Origin of the sequence: Larkinella sp. C7 (assembly GCF_006149005.1) — a bacterium.
Taxonomy (GTDB): Bacteria; Bacteroidota; Bacteroidia; order Cytophagales; family Spirosomataceae; genus Larkinella.
In genome coordinates this window covers 104,259-120,544 of record NZ_VBSL01000001.1, presented here as the reverse complement: position 1 = coordinate 120,544, position 16,286 = coordinate 104,259, and the positions used below count along the sequence as shown (strand labels likewise).

16 protein-coding genes are annotated in these 16,286 nt (G+C 51.2%); 10 read left to right on the top strand and 6 right to left on the bottom strand.

What is annotated here, in order from left to right; all coding sequences use genetic code 11:
* Positions 1 to 287 precede the first annotated feature (287 nt).
* The gene (locus FH871_RS00505; protein WP_171062720.1) at positions 288 to 1,199 is read left to right on the top strand and encodes a dienelactone hydrolase family protein; all 912 of its coding nucleotides are present in this window, start codon (positions 288 to 290) and stop codon (positions 1,197 to 1,199) included.
* A 169-nt stretch (positions 1,200 to 1,368) separates the two neighbouring features.
* Here FH871_RS00505 and FH871_RS00500 read toward each other — a convergent pair whose 3' ends face one another.
* The 5 genes from FH871_RS00500 to FH871_RS00480 form a co-directional block, all read right to left on the bottom strand.
* Complete coding sequence (locus tag FH871_RS00500) at positions 1,369 to 1,800, bottom strand: DUF6326 family protein (protein WP_138989391.1); 432 nt, start codon at positions 1,798 to 1,800, stop codon at positions 1,369 to 1,371.
* A 10-nt stretch (positions 1,801 to 1,810) separates the two neighbouring features.
* Entirely contained in the window at positions 1,811 to 2,434 is a 624-nt protein-coding gene (locus tag FH871_RS00495) for a hypothetical protein (protein ID WP_138989390.1), read from the bottom strand.
* A 129-nt stretch (positions 2,435 to 2,563) separates the two neighbouring features.
* Entirely contained in the window at positions 2,564 to 2,935 is a 372-nt protein-coding gene (locus tag FH871_RS00490) for a DUF6567 family protein (protein WP_138989389.1), read from the bottom strand.
* A 201-nt stretch (positions 2,936 to 3,136) separates the two neighbouring features.
* Positions 3,137 to 3,754 carry a hypothetical protein gene (locus tag FH871_RS00485; RefSeq protein ID WP_138989388.1) on the bottom strand — a complete coding sequence of 206 codons (618 nt, stop codon included), beginning with the start codon at positions 3,752 to 3,754 and terminating at the stop codon, positions 3,137 to 3,139.
* An 83-nt stretch (positions 3,755 to 3,837) separates the two neighbouring features.
* Positions 3,838 to 4,416 (bottom strand): Crp/Fnr family transcriptional regulator, encoded by a 579-nt coding sequence (locus FH871_RS00480; protein ID WP_138989387.1) that lies wholly within the window; start codon positions 4,414 to 4,416, stop codon positions 3,838 to 3,840.
* A 441-nt stretch (positions 4,417 to 4,857) separates the two neighbouring features.
* Between FH871_RS00480 and FH871_RS00475 the strand changes: the two genes are divergently transcribed.
* The 5 genes from FH871_RS00475 to FH871_RS00455 all read left to right on the top strand — a co-directional run bounded on the left by FH871_RS00475 (position 4,858) and on the right by FH871_RS00455 (position 9,860).
* Positions 4,858 to 5,463, top strand: coding sequence for an RNA polymerase sigma factor (locus FH871_RS00475; protein WP_229316892.1), 606 nt, complete (start codon positions 4,858 to 4,860; stop codon positions 5,461 to 5,463).
* A 5-nt stretch (positions 5,464 to 5,468) separates the two neighbouring features.
* Positions 5,469 to 5,792 carry a hypothetical protein gene (locus FH871_RS00470; protein ID WP_138989386.1) on the top strand — a complete coding sequence of 108 codons (324 nt, stop codon included), beginning with the start codon at positions 5,469 to 5,471 and terminating at the stop codon, positions 5,790 to 5,792.
* Positions 5,785 to 6,294 carry a Spy/CpxP family protein refolding chaperone gene (locus FH871_RS00465; RefSeq protein ID WP_171062719.1) on the top strand — a complete coding sequence of 170 codons (510 nt, stop codon included), beginning with the start codon at positions 5,785 to 5,787 and terminating at the stop codon, positions 6,292 to 6,294. Before FH871_RS00470 ends, FH871_RS00465 begins: the two co-directional genes overlap by 8 nt.
* 76 nt (positions 6,295 to 6,370) lie before the next feature.
* Entirely contained in the window at positions 6,371 to 6,691 is a 321-nt protein-coding gene (locus FH871_RS00460; RefSeq protein ID WP_114405631.1) for a hypothetical protein, read from the top strand.
* Between the two features lie 160 nt (positions 6,692 to 6,851).
* Entirely contained in the window at positions 6,852 to 9,860 is a 3,009-nt protein-coding gene (locus tag FH871_RS00455; RefSeq protein WP_138989384.1) for an outer membrane beta-barrel protein, read from the top strand.
* On the opposite strand, the gene FH871_RS00450 is transcribed toward FH871_RS00455, so the two are convergent.
* On the bottom strand, positions 9,861 to 10,877 hold the full coding sequence (locus tag FH871_RS00450; RefSeq protein WP_138989383.1) for a LacI family DNA-binding transcriptional regulator: 1,017 nt from the start codon (positions 10,875 to 10,877) through the stop codon (positions 9,861 to 9,863).
* Between the two features lie 297 nt (positions 10,878 to 11,174).
* Here FH871_RS00450 and fbp point away from each other — a divergent pair, with 297 nt between their 5' ends.
* The 4 genes from fbp (at position 11,175) to FH871_RS00430 (ending at position 16,274) form a co-directional block, all read left to right on the top strand.
* A complete protein-coding gene (fbp, locus tag FH871_RS00445) occupies positions 11,175 to 12,176 on the top strand; it encodes a class 1 fructose-bisphosphatase (RefSeq protein WP_138990205.1) in 1,002 nt (333 codons plus the stop codon).
* A gap of 117 nt (positions 12,177 to 12,293) precedes the next feature.
* Positions 12,294 to 13,094: a 2Fe-2S iron-sulfur cluster-binding protein gene (locus FH871_RS00440; RefSeq protein WP_138990204.1), complete on the top strand. Its 801-nt coding sequence runs from the start codon at positions 12,294 to 12,296 to the stop codon at positions 13,092 to 13,094.
* A 19-nt stretch (positions 13,095 to 13,113) separates the two neighbouring features.
* Positions 13,114 to 14,127, top strand: coding sequence for a xanthine dehydrogenase family protein subunit M (locus FH871_RS00435; protein WP_138989382.1), 1,014 nt, complete (start codon positions 13,114 to 13,116; stop codon positions 14,125 to 14,127).
* A gap of 20 nt (positions 14,128 to 14,147) precedes the next feature.
* A complete protein-coding gene (locus FH871_RS00430; RefSeq protein WP_138989381.1) occupies positions 14,148 to 16,274 on the top strand; it encodes a xanthine dehydrogenase family protein molybdopterin-binding subunit in 2,127 nt (708 codons plus the stop codon).
* Positions 16,275 to 16,286 lie beyond the last annotated feature (12 nt).

The window sequence follows — 16,286 nt, the reverse complement described above, 5'->3', positions numbered from 1 at the left end:
TATAAGATTAATTTTCTAACTAATTTATTAGTTATATTGCGCTAAAAAACCAACTCCGTATGGGAAAGGCGTTATACATCGGATTTTGTCTACTAACCTACTGGTCAATCTATAGACCCATTGAACTGCAAACAAAGCCATTGAGCTACGGACCCTATCAGGTTGGATTTAGGATTGAGCAACAGGTTGATAGCACCCGGAGCTATCAACCGGACAGGGGCATACCATACCGACCGCTGTCTGTTCATATTTGGTACCCTGCCCGGAAATCCTCAACGGAAAATCTGATGCCTTACAGAACGTATATTGGGCTGGAAACCCAACGGGAGGAATTTGCCATCACCGATTCTAACCAGGTCCGTGCGTTTTGTACCACTATCGTGGGGGGCTATCGCCAATACGCCACAACGTTTATGAAAAATCTCACCGTCAGCGTAGATGACATTCTACAGGCACCGACGAAGGCGGTTTATAACGCAGCACCGGTTAATCAACGGTTTCCGGCGATCATCTATGCACCTTCGTTGAGCAAACCAGCCAATCAGAACCATATGGCCTGTGAGTACTTGGCCAGCCACGGCTATATAGTCATTTCAGCCGCGTCAGCCGGGAAACAAGGGCAAACAATGACCAAGGACACGGCGGGTATAATGGCTCAGGTTAGGGACCTAGAATACATCATGGCTCAGGCTTACCAACTCCCTGCTGTTGATACGTCCAGAGTTGGTACGTTTGGATTCAGTTGGGGAAGTATGGCTACTGTCATTTATCAGATGCGGAACCCGAATGTAAAAGCGTTGGCCTGCTGGGATGGTAGCACCGAGTATCAGGATTACGATCTGATCAAAACCGTTCGCGATTTCAACCCGGCCAAATTAACAGGGCCTTACCTGTATCTCTGCAATCAAAATGAGGACTGGTCAACTTTCCCTTTCTTTCGTTCGTTAGCCAACACCACGAAGCATTTATACAGGCTTAAGAAGTTAGAACATGCGGAATTTACGGCCTATTGGTCTTTCTATGCTTCTATCAAGCCGACTACTAATTACCAAACGGATAGTTACCGGGCCATATGCCACTATACATTATCTTTTTTTGATGCTTATTTAAAGGATAATAAAAAAGCCAAAAGAGTGCTTCAGAATTCAAGTGAGGAAAATGGTTTCAGTTCGAAGACCATTGCTAAGCTGTCGATTTAATGGGCCGATGGGGTAGTGGTCTCATCAGAATTCCGTCCGCCGAAACCGCTGCTGATAGCAAACTACAGCCGAAGACGACAACGTCAAGCCACACTTGCAGCAAAACCTGTGTTGGTGGTTGGTGTTCTATCTGTCTTTATTATTGGCGTAAGACATTTTGTTAGGTTTTTCATGTTTCAATACGAGGCCATTTCCATGCATAACGGATAATCAGGCAAAGCAGAACGACTTCTACAACAGCGCCAAACACCATGTGTATCCAGGCCTCTCCTGCCAAATTAAACAATATAAAGGGAATATTCACCGCAGCAGTAATGATATTTGTCCAGCGATTTACTTTAGCCGGCAGGGCAACAGAAAGGAAAATCATCAGTGCCGGAATTGTCACTAAGGAGAGTGCTGCCAAAAGAAATCCTTGCGTAATATCAAATTCAAACACCCTCCCTTTCAGAATATCCTCTATCTTACCTGGCATATATAAGTGGAAATAATCAAGATAGATAATTAGAAACATTAAACTCGTCCACAGCGTAGCAAGCTTCAGTCTCAAACTAACTTTGATGTCTTCCAATGCATTTTGTGCTATTGTTTGTGTATTCATAAATTATCAATTAAAAATTAAATCCGAAATGTAGCCCTGGTTCAGGCGTATATTTTGGCCAGTTATCATCTTTTTCTTTAAATCCATTGGGCATTTCCGTGTAAAAAGCACGACCAGCAATACCAAGAGAAGGCTCTATAAAAAACCTATCCTTCAGGAGTTTAATGTGATAGCCAACTCGATTAGTGTTGAATATAATGAAACCATTGCCCACCTTATCACCGTTTTCATTCTTAAATGTTTGCCAAATAGGCATTGCATGTACTGCTACGTAAAGGCCTCTCCAAATATACTTTTGATAAGCTACGCCAATTCCATATTCTCTTATATAACCAGGAAATTTCTCTTCAGGTGTTCCGTATGCCTTATTATAAAATGGGTTAATACCGAGAGGCCAGGCATGTTTCCAAGTTATTAGTTCAAGTGAAATTACGTCTTTCCCTGTAATCCGATAGCCAACATTGAGCTGAGCAAAGCCGGGAGGGTTTGTAGAATCCAAATTACCTAATAAAAAGATCGTGCTACCAACGAACCACCGTTTATACGTGCTGTCTGTTTTAGCATATTGCGCGTAGAGTTGGAGCGTGCTTGTCATGAAGAAGACAAAACCAATGAATAAAATTCTCTTTTGCATTTCCTTTTCTTTATGTGAAACGATACGGCAAAAATAGATTGGCGAGTTGCCATAACTCGTTCACTTAAGTTAAGAAATACGGTTTAGCTCTTTTTTTTAAGGATTCCTGCTCTTAGGAGATCTTTGAACTTACCTTGTAAATTCAACTACCTGAGCACTCACAGTTATCGTTCTTCTGACAAAGAAAGGGGCAAAACCACTGACGTGTTCCTCTGTCATCACGTTGATTATGGCTTTGGAACCATTCAGCAAGTTGGCTTTCTTCATCATCGTTGAATACGCATTTTCGTACAGTTGCCTTTTCTTCATACCTCCAATCGCCAATACATAAGAGACCTCTGAACTTCCGCTTACCTGATCAATTACTTTGAAGTTGTTCCCACTTAAGTGTACCTGAGTGGCGTTTTGATTGTGGTTGGTAACAAGGGCGGTGCCGATGCCACATGAACTCAAAAATGCCGAGAGCAATAACAACACGGAATAAATGCCGATCTTTTTCATTGGAGTAATTATTTATTGTTATACATGGATTAAAACTTATGTCCGGAACGATAAAATACTCTTTCCACTTGTTGTCTTGTACTTTAAAAATTTCCGGTATGCGGATCTTTATGGGATAGAAAGTGGCCGCGAAAGAAGGTTTTATAAAAAACAATTCTTGAATAGGGAAAGCGGTTGTTGGTAGTTTGATTATGTTGGAAGCTAAAAGTTAAACCCAAAATGAAGTCCAGGTTGAATAAAGTAGTTGGGCCATTTTTGTTCTACTAATTTAAAAGTATTTGGAACATTCGTTCTTACCGGCCAATAACTACATCCAATAGCTGGTTCAAAAAAGAACCGGTTTTTAAAAAACTTAAACTGGTAACCCAGATGAAAGTTCAGATATAACGTGTATCCATTTCCAATTTTATTTTTATTCTCATCCAAGTATTTTTCAAAAGCATTCAATGCATAAACGGATGTGTAGACTCCTTTCCACCAAAAACGCTGGTATCCTAATGTAGGTGCAAGTATGCGCGCATGCCCGGGATAGTTGCCTCCTGGTTTACGAAATGATGGTCCAAAAGGGATACCTATGGGCCAGGAATAAACGGACCTTTTAAATTCAAAGGAAACAACATCTTTAGGTGTGATCCTATAGCCAATATTTAATTGTATATACTCAGGGTTGTCTTTTTTGTCAAGATTTCCTAACATAAAGAGCGAACTCCCAATAAACCACTTTTTATAAGTACTATCTTGCTTGTCATATTGCGCATTCACCTGTAAATTGCCTGCCAAAGCTATAGCAAGTCCAATCCATAAAACTTTCTTTTGCATTGCTTTCTTTTTATGTGAAACGATACTGCAAAAGTAGATTGGCGAGTTACCATAACTCGTTCACTTAAGTTAAGAAATACACTTTAGCTCTTTTTTTCAAGGATTCTTGCCCGTAGTCTGCTTAATGATTGAGGTTTGATCCCTAAATAGCTCGCTAATTGGTGTTGTGGAACACGTTGGATAAGGTCTGGTCTATTTTGCAGTAAGTTCAGGTATCGTTGTTCTGGTGAAGAAGTCTTGAACTCGTCAAAATTGATTTGTTGTTTGGCTAACAATTCTTCCGACAATAGTCTACACATTGTGTCAAACTTTGGAAATTTACTGTTAACTTCTTCGCTCATGTCAGAATTTGAGACTAAAAGAATACTGTCTTCAACACAACCAATGAAATATTCGGACGGCGTTTTACTTATTACACAATGGGGTGTTAAAGCTTCCATTTCTGTGTAGAAAGCGGTTGTTTTTTCGTCACCATCTATGATATAATATTTTCGTATGCAGCCTTTTAAAACAAAATAGAAATCTTGTGATTTCTGTCCTTCTTTGAGTAAAGTAGTTCCTTTCTTTACCGAGCGAAATAGGTCCAACGAAAGCAGTACGTTCTTCTCATCTTCTGTCAGAGAAACGTATTTTGATATAAAGTCAAATAATATGTCTTGCATAGTTTTTATAGGTTGTTATGATATTGCCTTCTGTTACACATGATACCAACTTGCCGATTGACGCACTAAAGACGCAATGCGTATGGTATTGTTATAGTAAGCCTATTGGGAATATATACCCATGCAGCCCATTTGGTCATCTTACCAAAGGCCGTTTACCGAGCCGGCAATAATAGCCAGCAAGGCCGGTTAACTATTGACTGAAAAGGTCTCCAATTGACATCTCACAAATCTAGGTCTTATCATCGTATTTTTGCCTGAGTTGGTGAGACAAATTAGGCTGATCGACTACGTCCGCGAATCAACGCCAGACCAAAACTTGCTTCTGCAACGGGACGACCTTAAGAAAGCTTGATGCCCGGCATGGTGGCTTTTTTGGGGTTAGCTAAAAAAAATACCTCATTCCCGCAGGTTTTTCCAATCTTTCGTACCTAATGCCATGTGTTCACTTTTAACGATACCGCCCGTTTGCAGGAGTCCGAACTGATTGCTGAGCTGAAAGCAGGCCGTGCGTCGGCTTTTCGGATGCTGGTCGAACGGCATCAGGACAAGGTCTACAACCTGGCGCTGGCGATCGTGCAGCATCCCGAAGAAGCAGAGGATATTGCCCAGGAGGTATTTATTGAAGTGTACCAAACCATTCAGCACTTTCGGGAGGAGGCCAAACTGACGACCTGGCTGTATCGCATCACCACCACCAAAGCCCTTGCGCACCACCGGAAACGGAAGGCACAAAAGCGGTTTTCGGTCCTGACCAGTTTGTTTGGACTGAACAACGAAGTGCTGCACGATCCGCCGGATTTCCACCATCCGGGGGTTTCGCTGGAGCAGCAGGAGGAGATGCGCACCTTGTTTAAAGCCATTGACCAACTGGCTGATACGCAAAAAGTTGCCTTTATTTTACATTACATCGACGAACAAAGCCACCGCGAAATTGCGGAGGTGATGCAGGTCAGTGTGTCGGCGGTCGAGTCGCTGCTGCACCGGGCGAAACAGAATCTTCGGAAACTGTTGGGCCCGTATTACAAAGAAAGAAATAACCCGTGACAATCATGAACACGAACGAAGAAGATCAACAGTGGGAAGACCTGTTTCGGAAGTTGGGCCAGCTAAAGCCCGCCCAGCCCCGGCCTTTCTTTTATACCCGGTTGAAAAACCGCCTGGATCAGTTGGAAGGATCGGTCCGTCTGCCGTGGTGGTTGCAACGCCCGGCCTACGCCCTCGGAACGCTCGGCATGCTGGTGGTGCTTAACGTGTCGGTGGCACTCTGGCAAACCCGCCCCGCCCCGCCCACGCCGGAACCCGATGCCGGAACCTACGAGGCTTTTGTGCAGGATTATCAACTGGATCACCAAACCGTTTACGCCGATGAATGACCGGAATCGATTTCGAATGCTGATCGGGATCATTATCGCGCTGGTGCTGCTCAACGCCGGTTTGCTGACCTGGATGTGGCTGGGTTCCCAGCGGCACCACCGGGAGGGCGACGGGCGGTCGTATCTTTCCAAAACCCTCGGTTTTTCGGAAGAGCAACGCACCAAATACCGGGCCATGCGGCAAAACCATTTCAAAACCATCCGGCCGTTGCTGGATTCGATGCGGCAGGAACGCCGGCGGTTTTTCCGGCTGGTCAACGATTCGACGCAGACCGATGCGCAGTTGACGCAACGGGCCCGGCAACTGGAAGAAAACAGCGTTCGGCTGGACGTGCTGACCTTGCGGCATTTTCAGCAGGTGAGCGCCCTGTGTACGCCCGAACAACGGCAGAAATTACAGAAAGTCCTGGCCGACCGGCCCGGTTTTGGCTCCTTCAGCGGATCGGGCTGGTCGGGGAAACACCGCTCCGACTCCAGCCGACGGGACCGTTCCGAAAAATAAATTCTTTTTTGGTCCGCAGCCCGCAGGGTTTCGGGGCCATTGACATCTAAGCACTACAACTAAACAGCAATCGATCATGAAAAAAGGAATGTTCATTGCCCTGCTGCTGGCCGGGATGACGGTTTTCGAAAGTAACGCGCAGAACGGACAGGGGGGCGGACGCGGTCAGATGCAGGGAATGACGCAGGTGGAAGAAAGCGCACTGCCCGCTCCGGTGATGGCGTATGTGAAAGATAAATACCCCGGCATGACGGTTCGGCGGATCATGAAAGACAAAGAAGACAACTATAATGTGGTCGTGGCGGCTGATACCACCCGGAAAATTGTGGTCTTCGACGCCAAGGGAACGTTCAAGGAAGAACGGGCCATGCGCGGTCGTCGGGGTGGAAACCGGTAAAATTCAAACAAATAAGCACAACAACGTGTCGTTGTTGTAATCCGGTTTCAGGATTACACTTCATCAAATTTTCAGTTCAGTCGTTCGCAGCGTTTGTCACCGCCCCGGGATTCCCGTGCGGTGACAAACCCGTGAAAATCCGCACTTACGCACTTGTACCATGAAGGTAAATTCTCTACGCTTTTTGCGTTTGCTTCCGGTTTTGGCTCTTTTGCTGATTTCGGGAACATCGCTGTTCGCCCAAACCAATCAATTGACCGGAAAATTTGCCGATGTCAACAACGGCGTTCTGATCGGCGTGCCGGTAATTCTGACGTCGCAGCAGGATACGACCCAGAAACAATATACCGTTACCGATACGAGTGGCGTCTTTACCTTCATGAACCTCAATCCGGCAGCTTATCGGCTGAAAGCCACCTACCTGGGGTTTACGGATTATGATAAAGTGATTACGATTACTGAGTCTATCCAGAATCTGGGCATCATCACGCTGACCGAGGACGCCAAAACGCTCAAAGAAGTCGTGATCAAAGGGCAAATACCGCCCGCGCAGCAGAAAGGGGATACGCTCCAGTTGAATGCCGAAGCGTTTAAAGTTACCCGCGATGCCACCACGGAAGACCTGATCAAGAAAATGCCGGGGATTACGGTGGAAAACGGAACCGTAAAAGCCCAGGGCGAGGATGTGCAGCAGGTTTTGGTAGATGGGAAGATCTTTTTTGGCGACGATCCGAGCATTGCCCTCCGCAACCTGCCAGCCGAAGTGGTCGATAAAATCGAGATTTTCGACCGCATGAGCGATCAGTCGCAGTTTACCGGTTTTAACGACGGCCAAACCTCGAAAACCATCAACATCGTGACGCGGGGCGACCGGCAGAACGGCGTCTTTGGCCGGGTGTATGCGGGATACGGAACGGACGATACGTATTCAGCGGGGGGAAATGTCAACTTCTTCAACGGTGCCCGGCGGTTTTCCATCGTTGGCCTGAGCAACAACATCAACCAGCAAAACTTCTCCTCGCAGGATTTGACCGGCGTTGCCAGCAGCAACAGTGGCGGAGGAGGTGGTGGCGGTGGCCGGGGTGGCAACCGGGGCGGTGGTGGCAACCGCGGTGGCGGAGGAGGAGGTGGTGGCAACGACAGCTTTCTGGTGGGTCAGCAGAGTGGAATCAACAAAACGAACTCCATCGGGCTCAATTTTTCCGACGACTGGGGCAAGCACGTCACCATTCGGGGAAGTTATTTTTTCAACAACAGCAACAACGCCAACTCCCAGACGGTTTTTCGGCGGTATACGCTGAGTGAAAATGCGAGCCAGAATTACCTGGAAAACAGCAACACCCGCAGCGAAAACTACAACCACCGGCTGGATTTCCGGCTCGAATACACGATCAATTCCAACAACTCGCTGCTGATTACGCCCCGGCTGCGGTGGCAAAACAACAGTTCGTCGAGCAGTACGCAGGGCATCACGTACCTGGCCGGCGACAGTACCTCCCAAAACCAGACGCTGGGCAACAACTTCAATCCGGTTTTGCCGCCCGACAGCCTGTTGCTGAACCGGAGCAATACCGACAACATCAGCCGAACCAGGGCGTTCAATTTCAGCAACAACATTCTGTTCCGGCACCGGTTTGCCAAACGCGGGCGGTCGCTTTCCCTGAATTTCGGCACCCAGATCAGCACGCAGGACCGGGACAATTCGCAGTTGTCGCTGAATGAATATTTTACGGGAAGAACTCCGGATCAGCGCATTGATCAGTTAACGACCAACCATACACCGAGTTATCAGTATTCGCTCAACGCGGCTTTTACGGAACCGCTGAGCAAGCTGAGCCAGTTGCAGATCAATTATACGACGACCTACCGCTATAGTGATGCGACCCGGCGTACCAACCGCTACAATCCGGCCACGCAGCGCTACGACCAACTGGATTCGCTGTTGTCGAATACGTTTCAGAACGATTATTTTACCAACCAGGCGGGGGTGGGCTACAATTACCGGTCACCGAAAATGGGGCTGAACGTCAACCTGAACTACCAGCGGGCGGATCTGCTCAGCGACCAGACATTCCCGATCAACAACGACGTTCGGGCGCATTTCAACAACCTGCTGCCGTCGGCGATGCTGGATCTGAAACTGTCGACCGACAGCCGCGTCCGGCTATTTTACCGCACCAACACGCAGGCGCCGGGGGTCACGCAGCTCCAGAATGTGCTCGACAACTCCAATCCGCTGTTTCTGACCACGGGAAATCCGGATTTGAAGCAGTCGTATAGCCATAACGTGTCGGTTCGGTATCAACTCACCAAACCGGTCAAAGGCCGCAGCCTGTTTGTGTTTATCAACATGGGTTCAACCAACGACTACATCGGGACCTCTACCCTGATCAGCAACGGAACCGCTACCCTGCCCGACGGCACGACGCTGGGGCAGGGCGTTCAATTGACCCGCCCGGTCAACCTGAGCGGTTTGTGGAACCTTCGCACGTTTGTTACCTACAGCACCCCGCTCAAATTCATCAAGAGTAACATCAGCATCAACGCCGGAAACAGCTACGGAACGTCGCCGAGTCTGATCAACAACCAGATCAACAACGCCAGCACAACCACCTGGTCGCAGGGCGTCAACCTGAGCAGCAACATCAGCCAGAAGCTGGACTTCTCGTTTTCGTATTCGGGTAACTTCAACGATGTGAAATATTCGCTTCAGGAACAGAACAACAACCAATATTATTTTCAGGTACTGAGTGGCCGCATCAACTGGATATTCGGGCCGGGTCTGGTGTTGCAGTCCGACATTTCGAACCAGAAATATACCGGTTTCAATGGCAGTGTGAACCAGCAGTATACACTCTGGAATGCCGCTGTCGGCAAGAAATTCCTGAAAGACCAGCGGGGCGAATTGCGGTTGTCGGTTTTTGACTTGCTGAAGCAGAACAATAGTTTGAATGTAACGCAAACCGATACGTACGTAGAGAACAGCCGGGCGCAGGTGCTGCAACGGTATTTCATGCTGACCTTTACCTACAACCTGCGCCAGTTTAAAGCCTCGGCCTCTCCGGCGCGCGGCACCGACCGGCCCGACGGCCAGAACTGGCGCAATGGTGGCGGAGGAGGGGGACGGTTCCCCGGCGGTGGCCGTCCGGGTGGTCCGGGGAATAATTGATTAGTTTGCCCCCGCTTTCGTTGACGCCCGGATCACGAGCCGGGTGGGAATTTTCACGGCGTCGGCAGTAAGGTGCTGGGGTTTTCCTTCGATCAGGTCGATCAGTCGTCCGGCGGCCACCTGACCGATTTCCTGGGCCGGTTGCTCGACGGTTGTCATGGGCGGGTCCAGCAAATCAGCAACGGTGATGTTGGTAAAACCGATCAGGGCTATTTGTCCTGGAATCAGAACGTTTCGTTTTTTCAGGGCCGTCAGACAGCCGATGGCGAGCCGGTCACTGGCCGCAAAAAACGCGTCCGGTTGTTGATGCAGCAGATCATCGACAATGGGGTCCACCTCGTTCGGACCAAAACCGGCGTGTCGCACCAGCTTCTCCTCATACGGAATGCCGTAGTGTTCCAGTGCCGCCCGGTATCCCGCCAGCCTTTCCTGCGCAATGGAGATCGTGGCCGGAATGGCGACGTGCGCAATCCGCCGACGTCCCGACTGGATCAGGTGTTCCGTGGCGGCATAGGCACCCGCAAAATTATCCGCCGTTACACTCGGTACCTCCAGGTCTTTCGACACCCGGTCGAACAACACAATGGGTAGTTTTTTCTCCTGAAGCTGACGCAGATACGCGACGTTGCAGGTGTTGCTGGAGAGCGAAATGAGCAGGCCGTCGGCCTTTCGGGCTACCACCTGCTGCACCGTGGCCAGCTCCCGTTCGTAGGATTCGTGACTTTGAAAAATGCTAACGTGATAGCCCCGGTTGTAGGCGACGGCTTCGATGCCGTTGATGACCTGCGAGAAAAAGAGGTTGGCAATCTGGGGAACCACGACGCCGATGACCCGGCTGCGGTTTTCTTTCAGGCTCAGCGCAATGGGATTGGGGCGGTACTGTAACCTCTCGGCATACTCGACGACCAGCCGCTTGGTTTCGGCGTTGATCTCGTAGCTGTCCCGCAACGCCCGCGATACCGTCGAGGTCGAGAGATTTAAGGCGCGGGCAATGTCTTTGATGGTTATGGTGTCCAAGGCGCTTTATTGGTAAAATTCAAAAAATAACCCAGCACTTCTCCGAAGGAATCAATTTCTGGCAACGTTCCCGGTAACGATTGCGTGAATAAATATGCGGTAAAATTTTAAAATAAAAAACATCCTGCCTAACCTTAGCGTAATAATCTCACCTGCGTAGCCAATTTCTGGTTTGGGCCCTTTCTGCGAAAAAGCTAATTTTTGTTTTGCGTCGACGGCATGGGTCAACCAATCGATTTTCTCTGGAAACAAGCAATTCACCTATAACGATTCTCGACGATTATGAATGTTCAGCAGATGGAAATAACGGCTTCGCATCCGTTGGCGTTGCCCGTTGGGGTAACCCTGGATCGGTACATCATGCACCGGCAAACAGCTTTCCCGTACGCGACGGGGGAACTCTCGCAATTGTTACGCGACATTGCCCTGGCCGGCAAAATCATCCATCGTGAAGTCAACCGGGCGGGTTTGATCGACCTCACCGGCGGCATGGGCATTCAGAACGTACAGGGCGAAAGCCAGCAGAAACTCGACATGATTGCCAACATCCGGTTCAGCCGCGCCCTGAAAAACGGGGGCGAAGCCTGCGCCATCATTTCGGAGGAAGAGGAAGAGATTATTTATACCGGGAACAACCACGCCAAATACGTCGTGGCGATGGACCCGCTCGACGGCTCCTCCAACATCGACGTCAATGTGTCGATCGGTACCATTTTTTCCATTTACCGGCGCGTGACGCCCATCGGCACACAACCCACGATGGCGGATTTTTTGCAGGGCGGTCGCCGGCAGGTAGCGGCTGGTTACATTCTCTACGGTTCTTCGACCATTCTGGTCTACAGCACCGGCCACAATGCCAACGGATTCACCTACGATGCGTCGCTGGGTGAGTTTATTTTGTCGCACCCCGACATTCACAGTCCGGCCGATGGGCAAATTTATTCGTGCAACGACGGCAATCTGGACGATTACGAACCGGGTGTGCAGGACTACCTGACCGCGTGCCGCCGGAAAAAATACACCGCCCGCTACATCGGCTCGCTCGTGGCCGATTTCCACCGAAATCTGCTCAAAGGCGGTATTTACCTCTATCCGCCGACCCGAAAGAACCCCGATGGCAAACTCCGGCTGCTGTATGAAGCCTTTCCGCTGGCTTTTCTGGCCGAAATGACCGGCTGCGTCGCCACCACCGGCCAGCAATCCATTCTCGATATCAAACCGGATAGTTTTCACCAGCGTACTCCGCTCTACATCGGCTCGCCGGTGATGGTGGAAAACCTGGTCGGATTTCTGGGGTAAACCGCTCCCGCCCGACTGGTTTGGAACGTTCAACGTTTTCCGGGATTCCCTATAAACTTTCAACCGGATTCCGGGTTAGGAGTGTATAGGGACTCTTTATTTCCAGAACATTCCATGATGGAAGACCACAACGCCCCGGACCTGACCGAGGACGAAAAGAAACTGTTCGAAGATCTGATGCCGGAAGATCTGGACGAAATCCTCGATACCGGCGTCAACCGGCGTCATTTTTTGAAACTGATGGGACTGGCCGGTGGCGGCATTCTGGCCTGGCAGTCAGCCGTTGCCGAGCAGGTTTTCACTAGGTCGCCGGGCGGCCCACTGCCGGATGAGCTTTCGTCCGCAGCCATCGAAAACGGGGTTGCGGTCTCTTTCAAAGTCAACGGGACGGCCCGAAAGCTGACGGTGGATTCCCGGATGACGCTGCTTGATACGCTCCGCGAACGGCTGGAACTCACCGGCTCTAAAAAGGGCTGTGACCACGGCCAATGCGGTGCCTGCACGGTGATTGTGGACGGACGCCGGGTGTTGTCCTGCCTGACCCTGGCCGCAACCTGCGAAGGCCGGTCAGTGCAAACCATCGAAGGCTTGGCCAGCGGAACGGCCGGAACGCCGGATCGTCTCCACCCGATGCAGACTGCTTTCCTCAAACATGACGGTTTTCAGTGCGGTTTCTGTACGCCAGGGCAAATTTGCTCGGCGGTGGCCCTGCTCGATGAAGCCAAAAAGGGAGAAGCCAGTTACGTCACGGAATCGATTCGCACCAAACCGGGGCCGGTTCAGCTTTCCAACGAAGAAATCCGGGAGCGGATGTCGGGGAATCTGTGCCGCTGTGGCGCGTATCCCAACATTGTGGCTGCCATTCAGGAAGTACACAGCGGGAAACCGGTGGAACAAACCTGGCAGTTGATCGGCTAATCGGACAAACCCCGCACCCATGAGACCTTTTAAATTTACGACCGTTTCTGATATCTCTTCGGCAACCAACAGTGTGGCCGGAAAACCCAACGCCCGGTTTCTGGCGGGTGGAACCAACCTGCTGGACCTGATGAAGGAAGATGTTGAGCGGCCCGAAGAGCTGATCGACATCACCCGGCTCAGCCTTGCCCAGATCAAACCGCTCACCGATGGCGTGAATAAAGGCGGTATTAGTATTGGGGCGCTGGGGAAAAATACCGACGCGGCCAATCATCCGTTGATCCGCCAAAACTATCCGCTACTCGCACAGGCGATTCTGGCGGGGGCATCCGGGCAGATTCGGAACATGGCTACCAACGGCGGCAATCTCCTGCAACGAACCCGCTGCCCCTATTTCTACGATGTGGCCATGCCCTGCAACAAACGCGAGCCGGGTGGGCAGCCGGGCTGTGGTGCCCGCGAAGGTATCAACCGGATGCACGCCATCTTCGGTTGGTCCGAAAAATGCGTTGCCGTTCATCCATCGGACATGGCCGTTGCGCTGGCTGCGCTCGATGCCGTCGTCAAAGTCCGCAGTGCCAGCGGACCGGAGCGAATCATCACATTGGCGGATTTTCACCGTCTGCCGGAAGACCGGCCCGAAATCGACACGAACCTCAGCCCGGGCGAACTGATCACGGCCATTGAGCTGCCGAAAAACCGCTTTGCCGAAAAGTCTTATTACCTGAAAGTCCGCGACCGGTCTTCGTATGCCTTTGCCCTGATTTCGGTGGCGGCCGCGCTGGAGATGGACGGCAACCGGGTCGTACAGGCCCGGATCGCCCTGGGTGGAGTGGCCCACAAGCCCTGGCGGGCATTGAAAGCCGAACAACTCCTGGTGGGTCAGGAAGCCACCGAAGCGAATTTTAAACGGGCCGCCGAAGTCGAAATGGCGGATGCGAAACCATTGGAACACAATGCGTTTAAGGTGGAACTCGGCAAGCGGAGCATCGTCCGGGCGTTGCAAGTAGCCTTAACCGGAAACCGGTCCTGATCGTATACTGAATCAATTTCATGCAGGAGAAAAACAAAGTGACCGGTACGCCGGTCAGTCGCATCGACGGGATTTTGAAAGTGACGGGAAAAGCCGCCTATGCGACTGATTACCCGGTGAAGAACATCGCCTACGCCGTCCTTTTTAAAAGCACGATTGCCGCCGGAACGATCCGCTCGATTGACACCGGTCCGGCGGAAAAGTCGCCCGGTGTGTTGGCCGTGATTACCCATAAAAATGCGCCGAAGCTCAACGTTGAGGGCGGTATTCGGGGCGGAGCATTGCTGCAAAGCCCGAAAATTGAGTTTCACGGACAGCACATCGGTCTGGTGGTGGCGGAAACCTACGAACAGGCCCGGTACGCGGCCCGTCTGGTGAAGGTGGAATACGACCAGAGCAAAGCCAGGGTTGATTTTGAAAAACTTTCAAAAGAAGCGGCTTTGCCAAAAGACAAAGAGAAGGCCGACGCAAAACGGGGCGATGCCAGAGCGGCCCTCCAGAACGCAGAATTCAAGGTGGAAGCGGTCTATGGAACGCCCATCGAACACCACCACCCGCTGGAACCCCATTCCACGATTGCTGAATGGCAGGGTGATAACGTGGTTCTCTACAACAGTTCGCAGATCGTAAACGGCGCCCAAAATGCGGCTGCTGCCACGCTCAATATCAAACCGGAAAATGTCCGGATCGTTTCCCCGTACATCGGCGGGGGTTTTGGATCGAAGGGCGGTCAATGGGCCAATCTGGTGCTGACGGCGGTGGCGGCCAAAGCGGTGAACCGTCCGGTCAAGCTCGCGCTGACCCGCCAGCAAATGGTGAATTCGGTGGGCTTGCGGCAACAAAACCACCAGAAAGTGAGTCTGGCAGCCACCAAAGACGGTAAGCTGACGGCACTCGCCCACGAAACGACCACGCATTGTGCCATCGAAAACGAGTTTGTGGAACCGTGTGGCGACTGTTCGAAAATCATGTACGAGGTTCCCAACTCGCTGATTACCTACCGGGTCGTTCCGATGAATCTGATTCTGCCGACCTATACGCGCGGTCCGGGAAAATCGACGGGTAGTTTTGCGCTGGAGTCGGCTATGGACGAACTGGCGCACCAGCTCAAAATGGACCCCATTGAATTGCGGCTGAAAAACGAGCCAACGCGCGATCCGTCCAATGGCAAGCCCTGGTCGTCACGCACGACGGTGCAGTGTTTGCAGGAAGGAGCCAAAGCCTTCGGCTGGGAAAAACGCAAGGCCGAACCCCGCCAGAACCAGCAGGGCAATTTTCTCATCGGCTATGGCGTCGCCTGCGGCACTTACCCGGCCCACCAACGGCCGAGTTCGGCGCGGGTGACACTCAACCGCAAAGGCAATGCCATCACGGCCCGCGTTGAACTGGCGGCTGCGGATCTGGGCACGGGAACGCACACGATTCTGGCCCAAACGGCGGCCGATGCCCTGGGTTTGCCGCTGAATCAAATTACCGTAAAGCTCGGCGACTCGGATTTGCCGCCAGCCGCCGGTTCGGTGGGGTCGGTAGGAGCGTCCAGTTATGCCAATGCCGTGCATGATGCCTGCGTAAAACTAACGGATGAACTGATTGCCAAATCCGGCAAACAGTTCTTTGTCCGCCCGACGGCTGCGCAATTGATGGTGTCCGAAAACGTAGCCGATTACCAGACCCGGGTCGATGCCAAACCGCCCGCCAATGCCGATCAATATTCTTCCCACAGTTTCAATGCCAATTTTGCCGAAGTACGGGTCGACATTGCCACCGGCATGGTGCGGGTGACGCGTTTTCTGGCCGTAACCGGTGCCGGTAAAATCCTGAATCCCAAAACCGCCCGCTCCCAGATCATCGGCGGCAATGTCTGGGGAATCGGGATGGCGCTAACCGAAGAGTCGGTGGTCGATCCGCGCTGGGGGAATTTTGTCACCCGCTCGTTCGGGGATTATCACGTTCCGGCTAACCTGGATATTGGGGCAATGGAAGCGATTTTTATTCGGGAAGACGACCGGGCTTCCAATGCGCTGGGTGTGAAGGGAATCGGGGAAGTCGGCATTGTTGGCGTGGCTGCGGCCGTGGCCAATGCGGTTTTTAATGCCACTGGCAAACGCATCCGGGAACTGCCAATTACGCCGGATAAACTCCTGTAAGAAAACCGGTTT

Bases quoted from the DNA above. Each gene is read 5' to 3' on its own strand.
- FH871_RS00505 (WP_171062720.1), top strand. From the start codon at position 288: ATGCCTTACAGAACGTATATTGGGCTGGAAACCCAACGGGAGGAATTT.
- FH871_RS00500 (WP_138989391.1), bottom strand. From the start codon at position 1,800: ATGAATACACAAACAATAGCACAAAATGCATTGGAAGACATCAAAGTT.
- FH871_RS00495 (WP_138989390.1), bottom strand. From the start codon at position 2,434: ATGCAAAAGAGAATTTTATTCATTGGTTTTGTCTTCTTCATGACAAGC.
- FH871_RS00490 (WP_138989389.1), bottom strand. From the start codon at position 2,935: ATGAAAAAGATCGGCATTTATTCCGTGTTGTTATTGCTCTCGGCATTT.
- FH871_RS00485 (WP_138989388.1), bottom strand. From the start codon at position 3,754: ATGCAAAAGAAAGTTTTATGGATTGGACTTGCTATAGCTTTGGCAGGC.
- FH871_RS00480 (WP_138989387.1), bottom strand. From the start codon at position 4,416: ATGCAAGACATATTATTTGACTTTATATCAAAATACGTTTCTCTGACA.
- FH871_RS00470 (WP_138989386.1), top strand. From the start codon at position 5,469: ATGAACACGAACGAAGAAGATCAACAGTGGGAAGACCTGTTTCGGAAG.
- FH871_RS00465 (WP_171062719.1), top strand. From the start codon at position 5,785: ATGAATGACCGGAATCGATTTCGAATGCTGATCGGGATCATTATCGCG.
- FH871_RS00460 (WP_114405631.1), top strand. From the start codon at position 6,371: ATGAAAAAAGGAATGTTCATTGCCCTGCTGCTGGCCGGGATGACGGTT.
- FH871_RS00455 (WP_138989384.1), top strand. From the start codon at position 6,852: ATGAAGGTAAATTCTCTACGCTTTTTGCGTTTGCTTCCGGTTTTGGCT.
- fbp (WP_138990205.1), top strand. From the start codon at position 11,175: ATGGAAATAACGGCTTCGCATCCGTTGGCGTTGCCCGTTGGGGTAACC.
- FH871_RS00440 (WP_138990204.1), top strand. From the start codon at position 12,294: ATGGAAGACCACAACGCCCCGGACCTGACCGAGGACGAAAAGAAACTG.
- FH871_RS00435 (WP_138989382.1), top strand. From the start codon at position 13,114: ATGAGACCTTTTAAATTTACGACCGTTTCTGATATCTCTTCGGCAACC.
- FH871_RS00430 (WP_138989381.1), top strand. From the start codon at position 14,148: ATGCAGGAGAAAAACAAAGTGACCGGTACGCCGGTCAGTCGCATCGAC.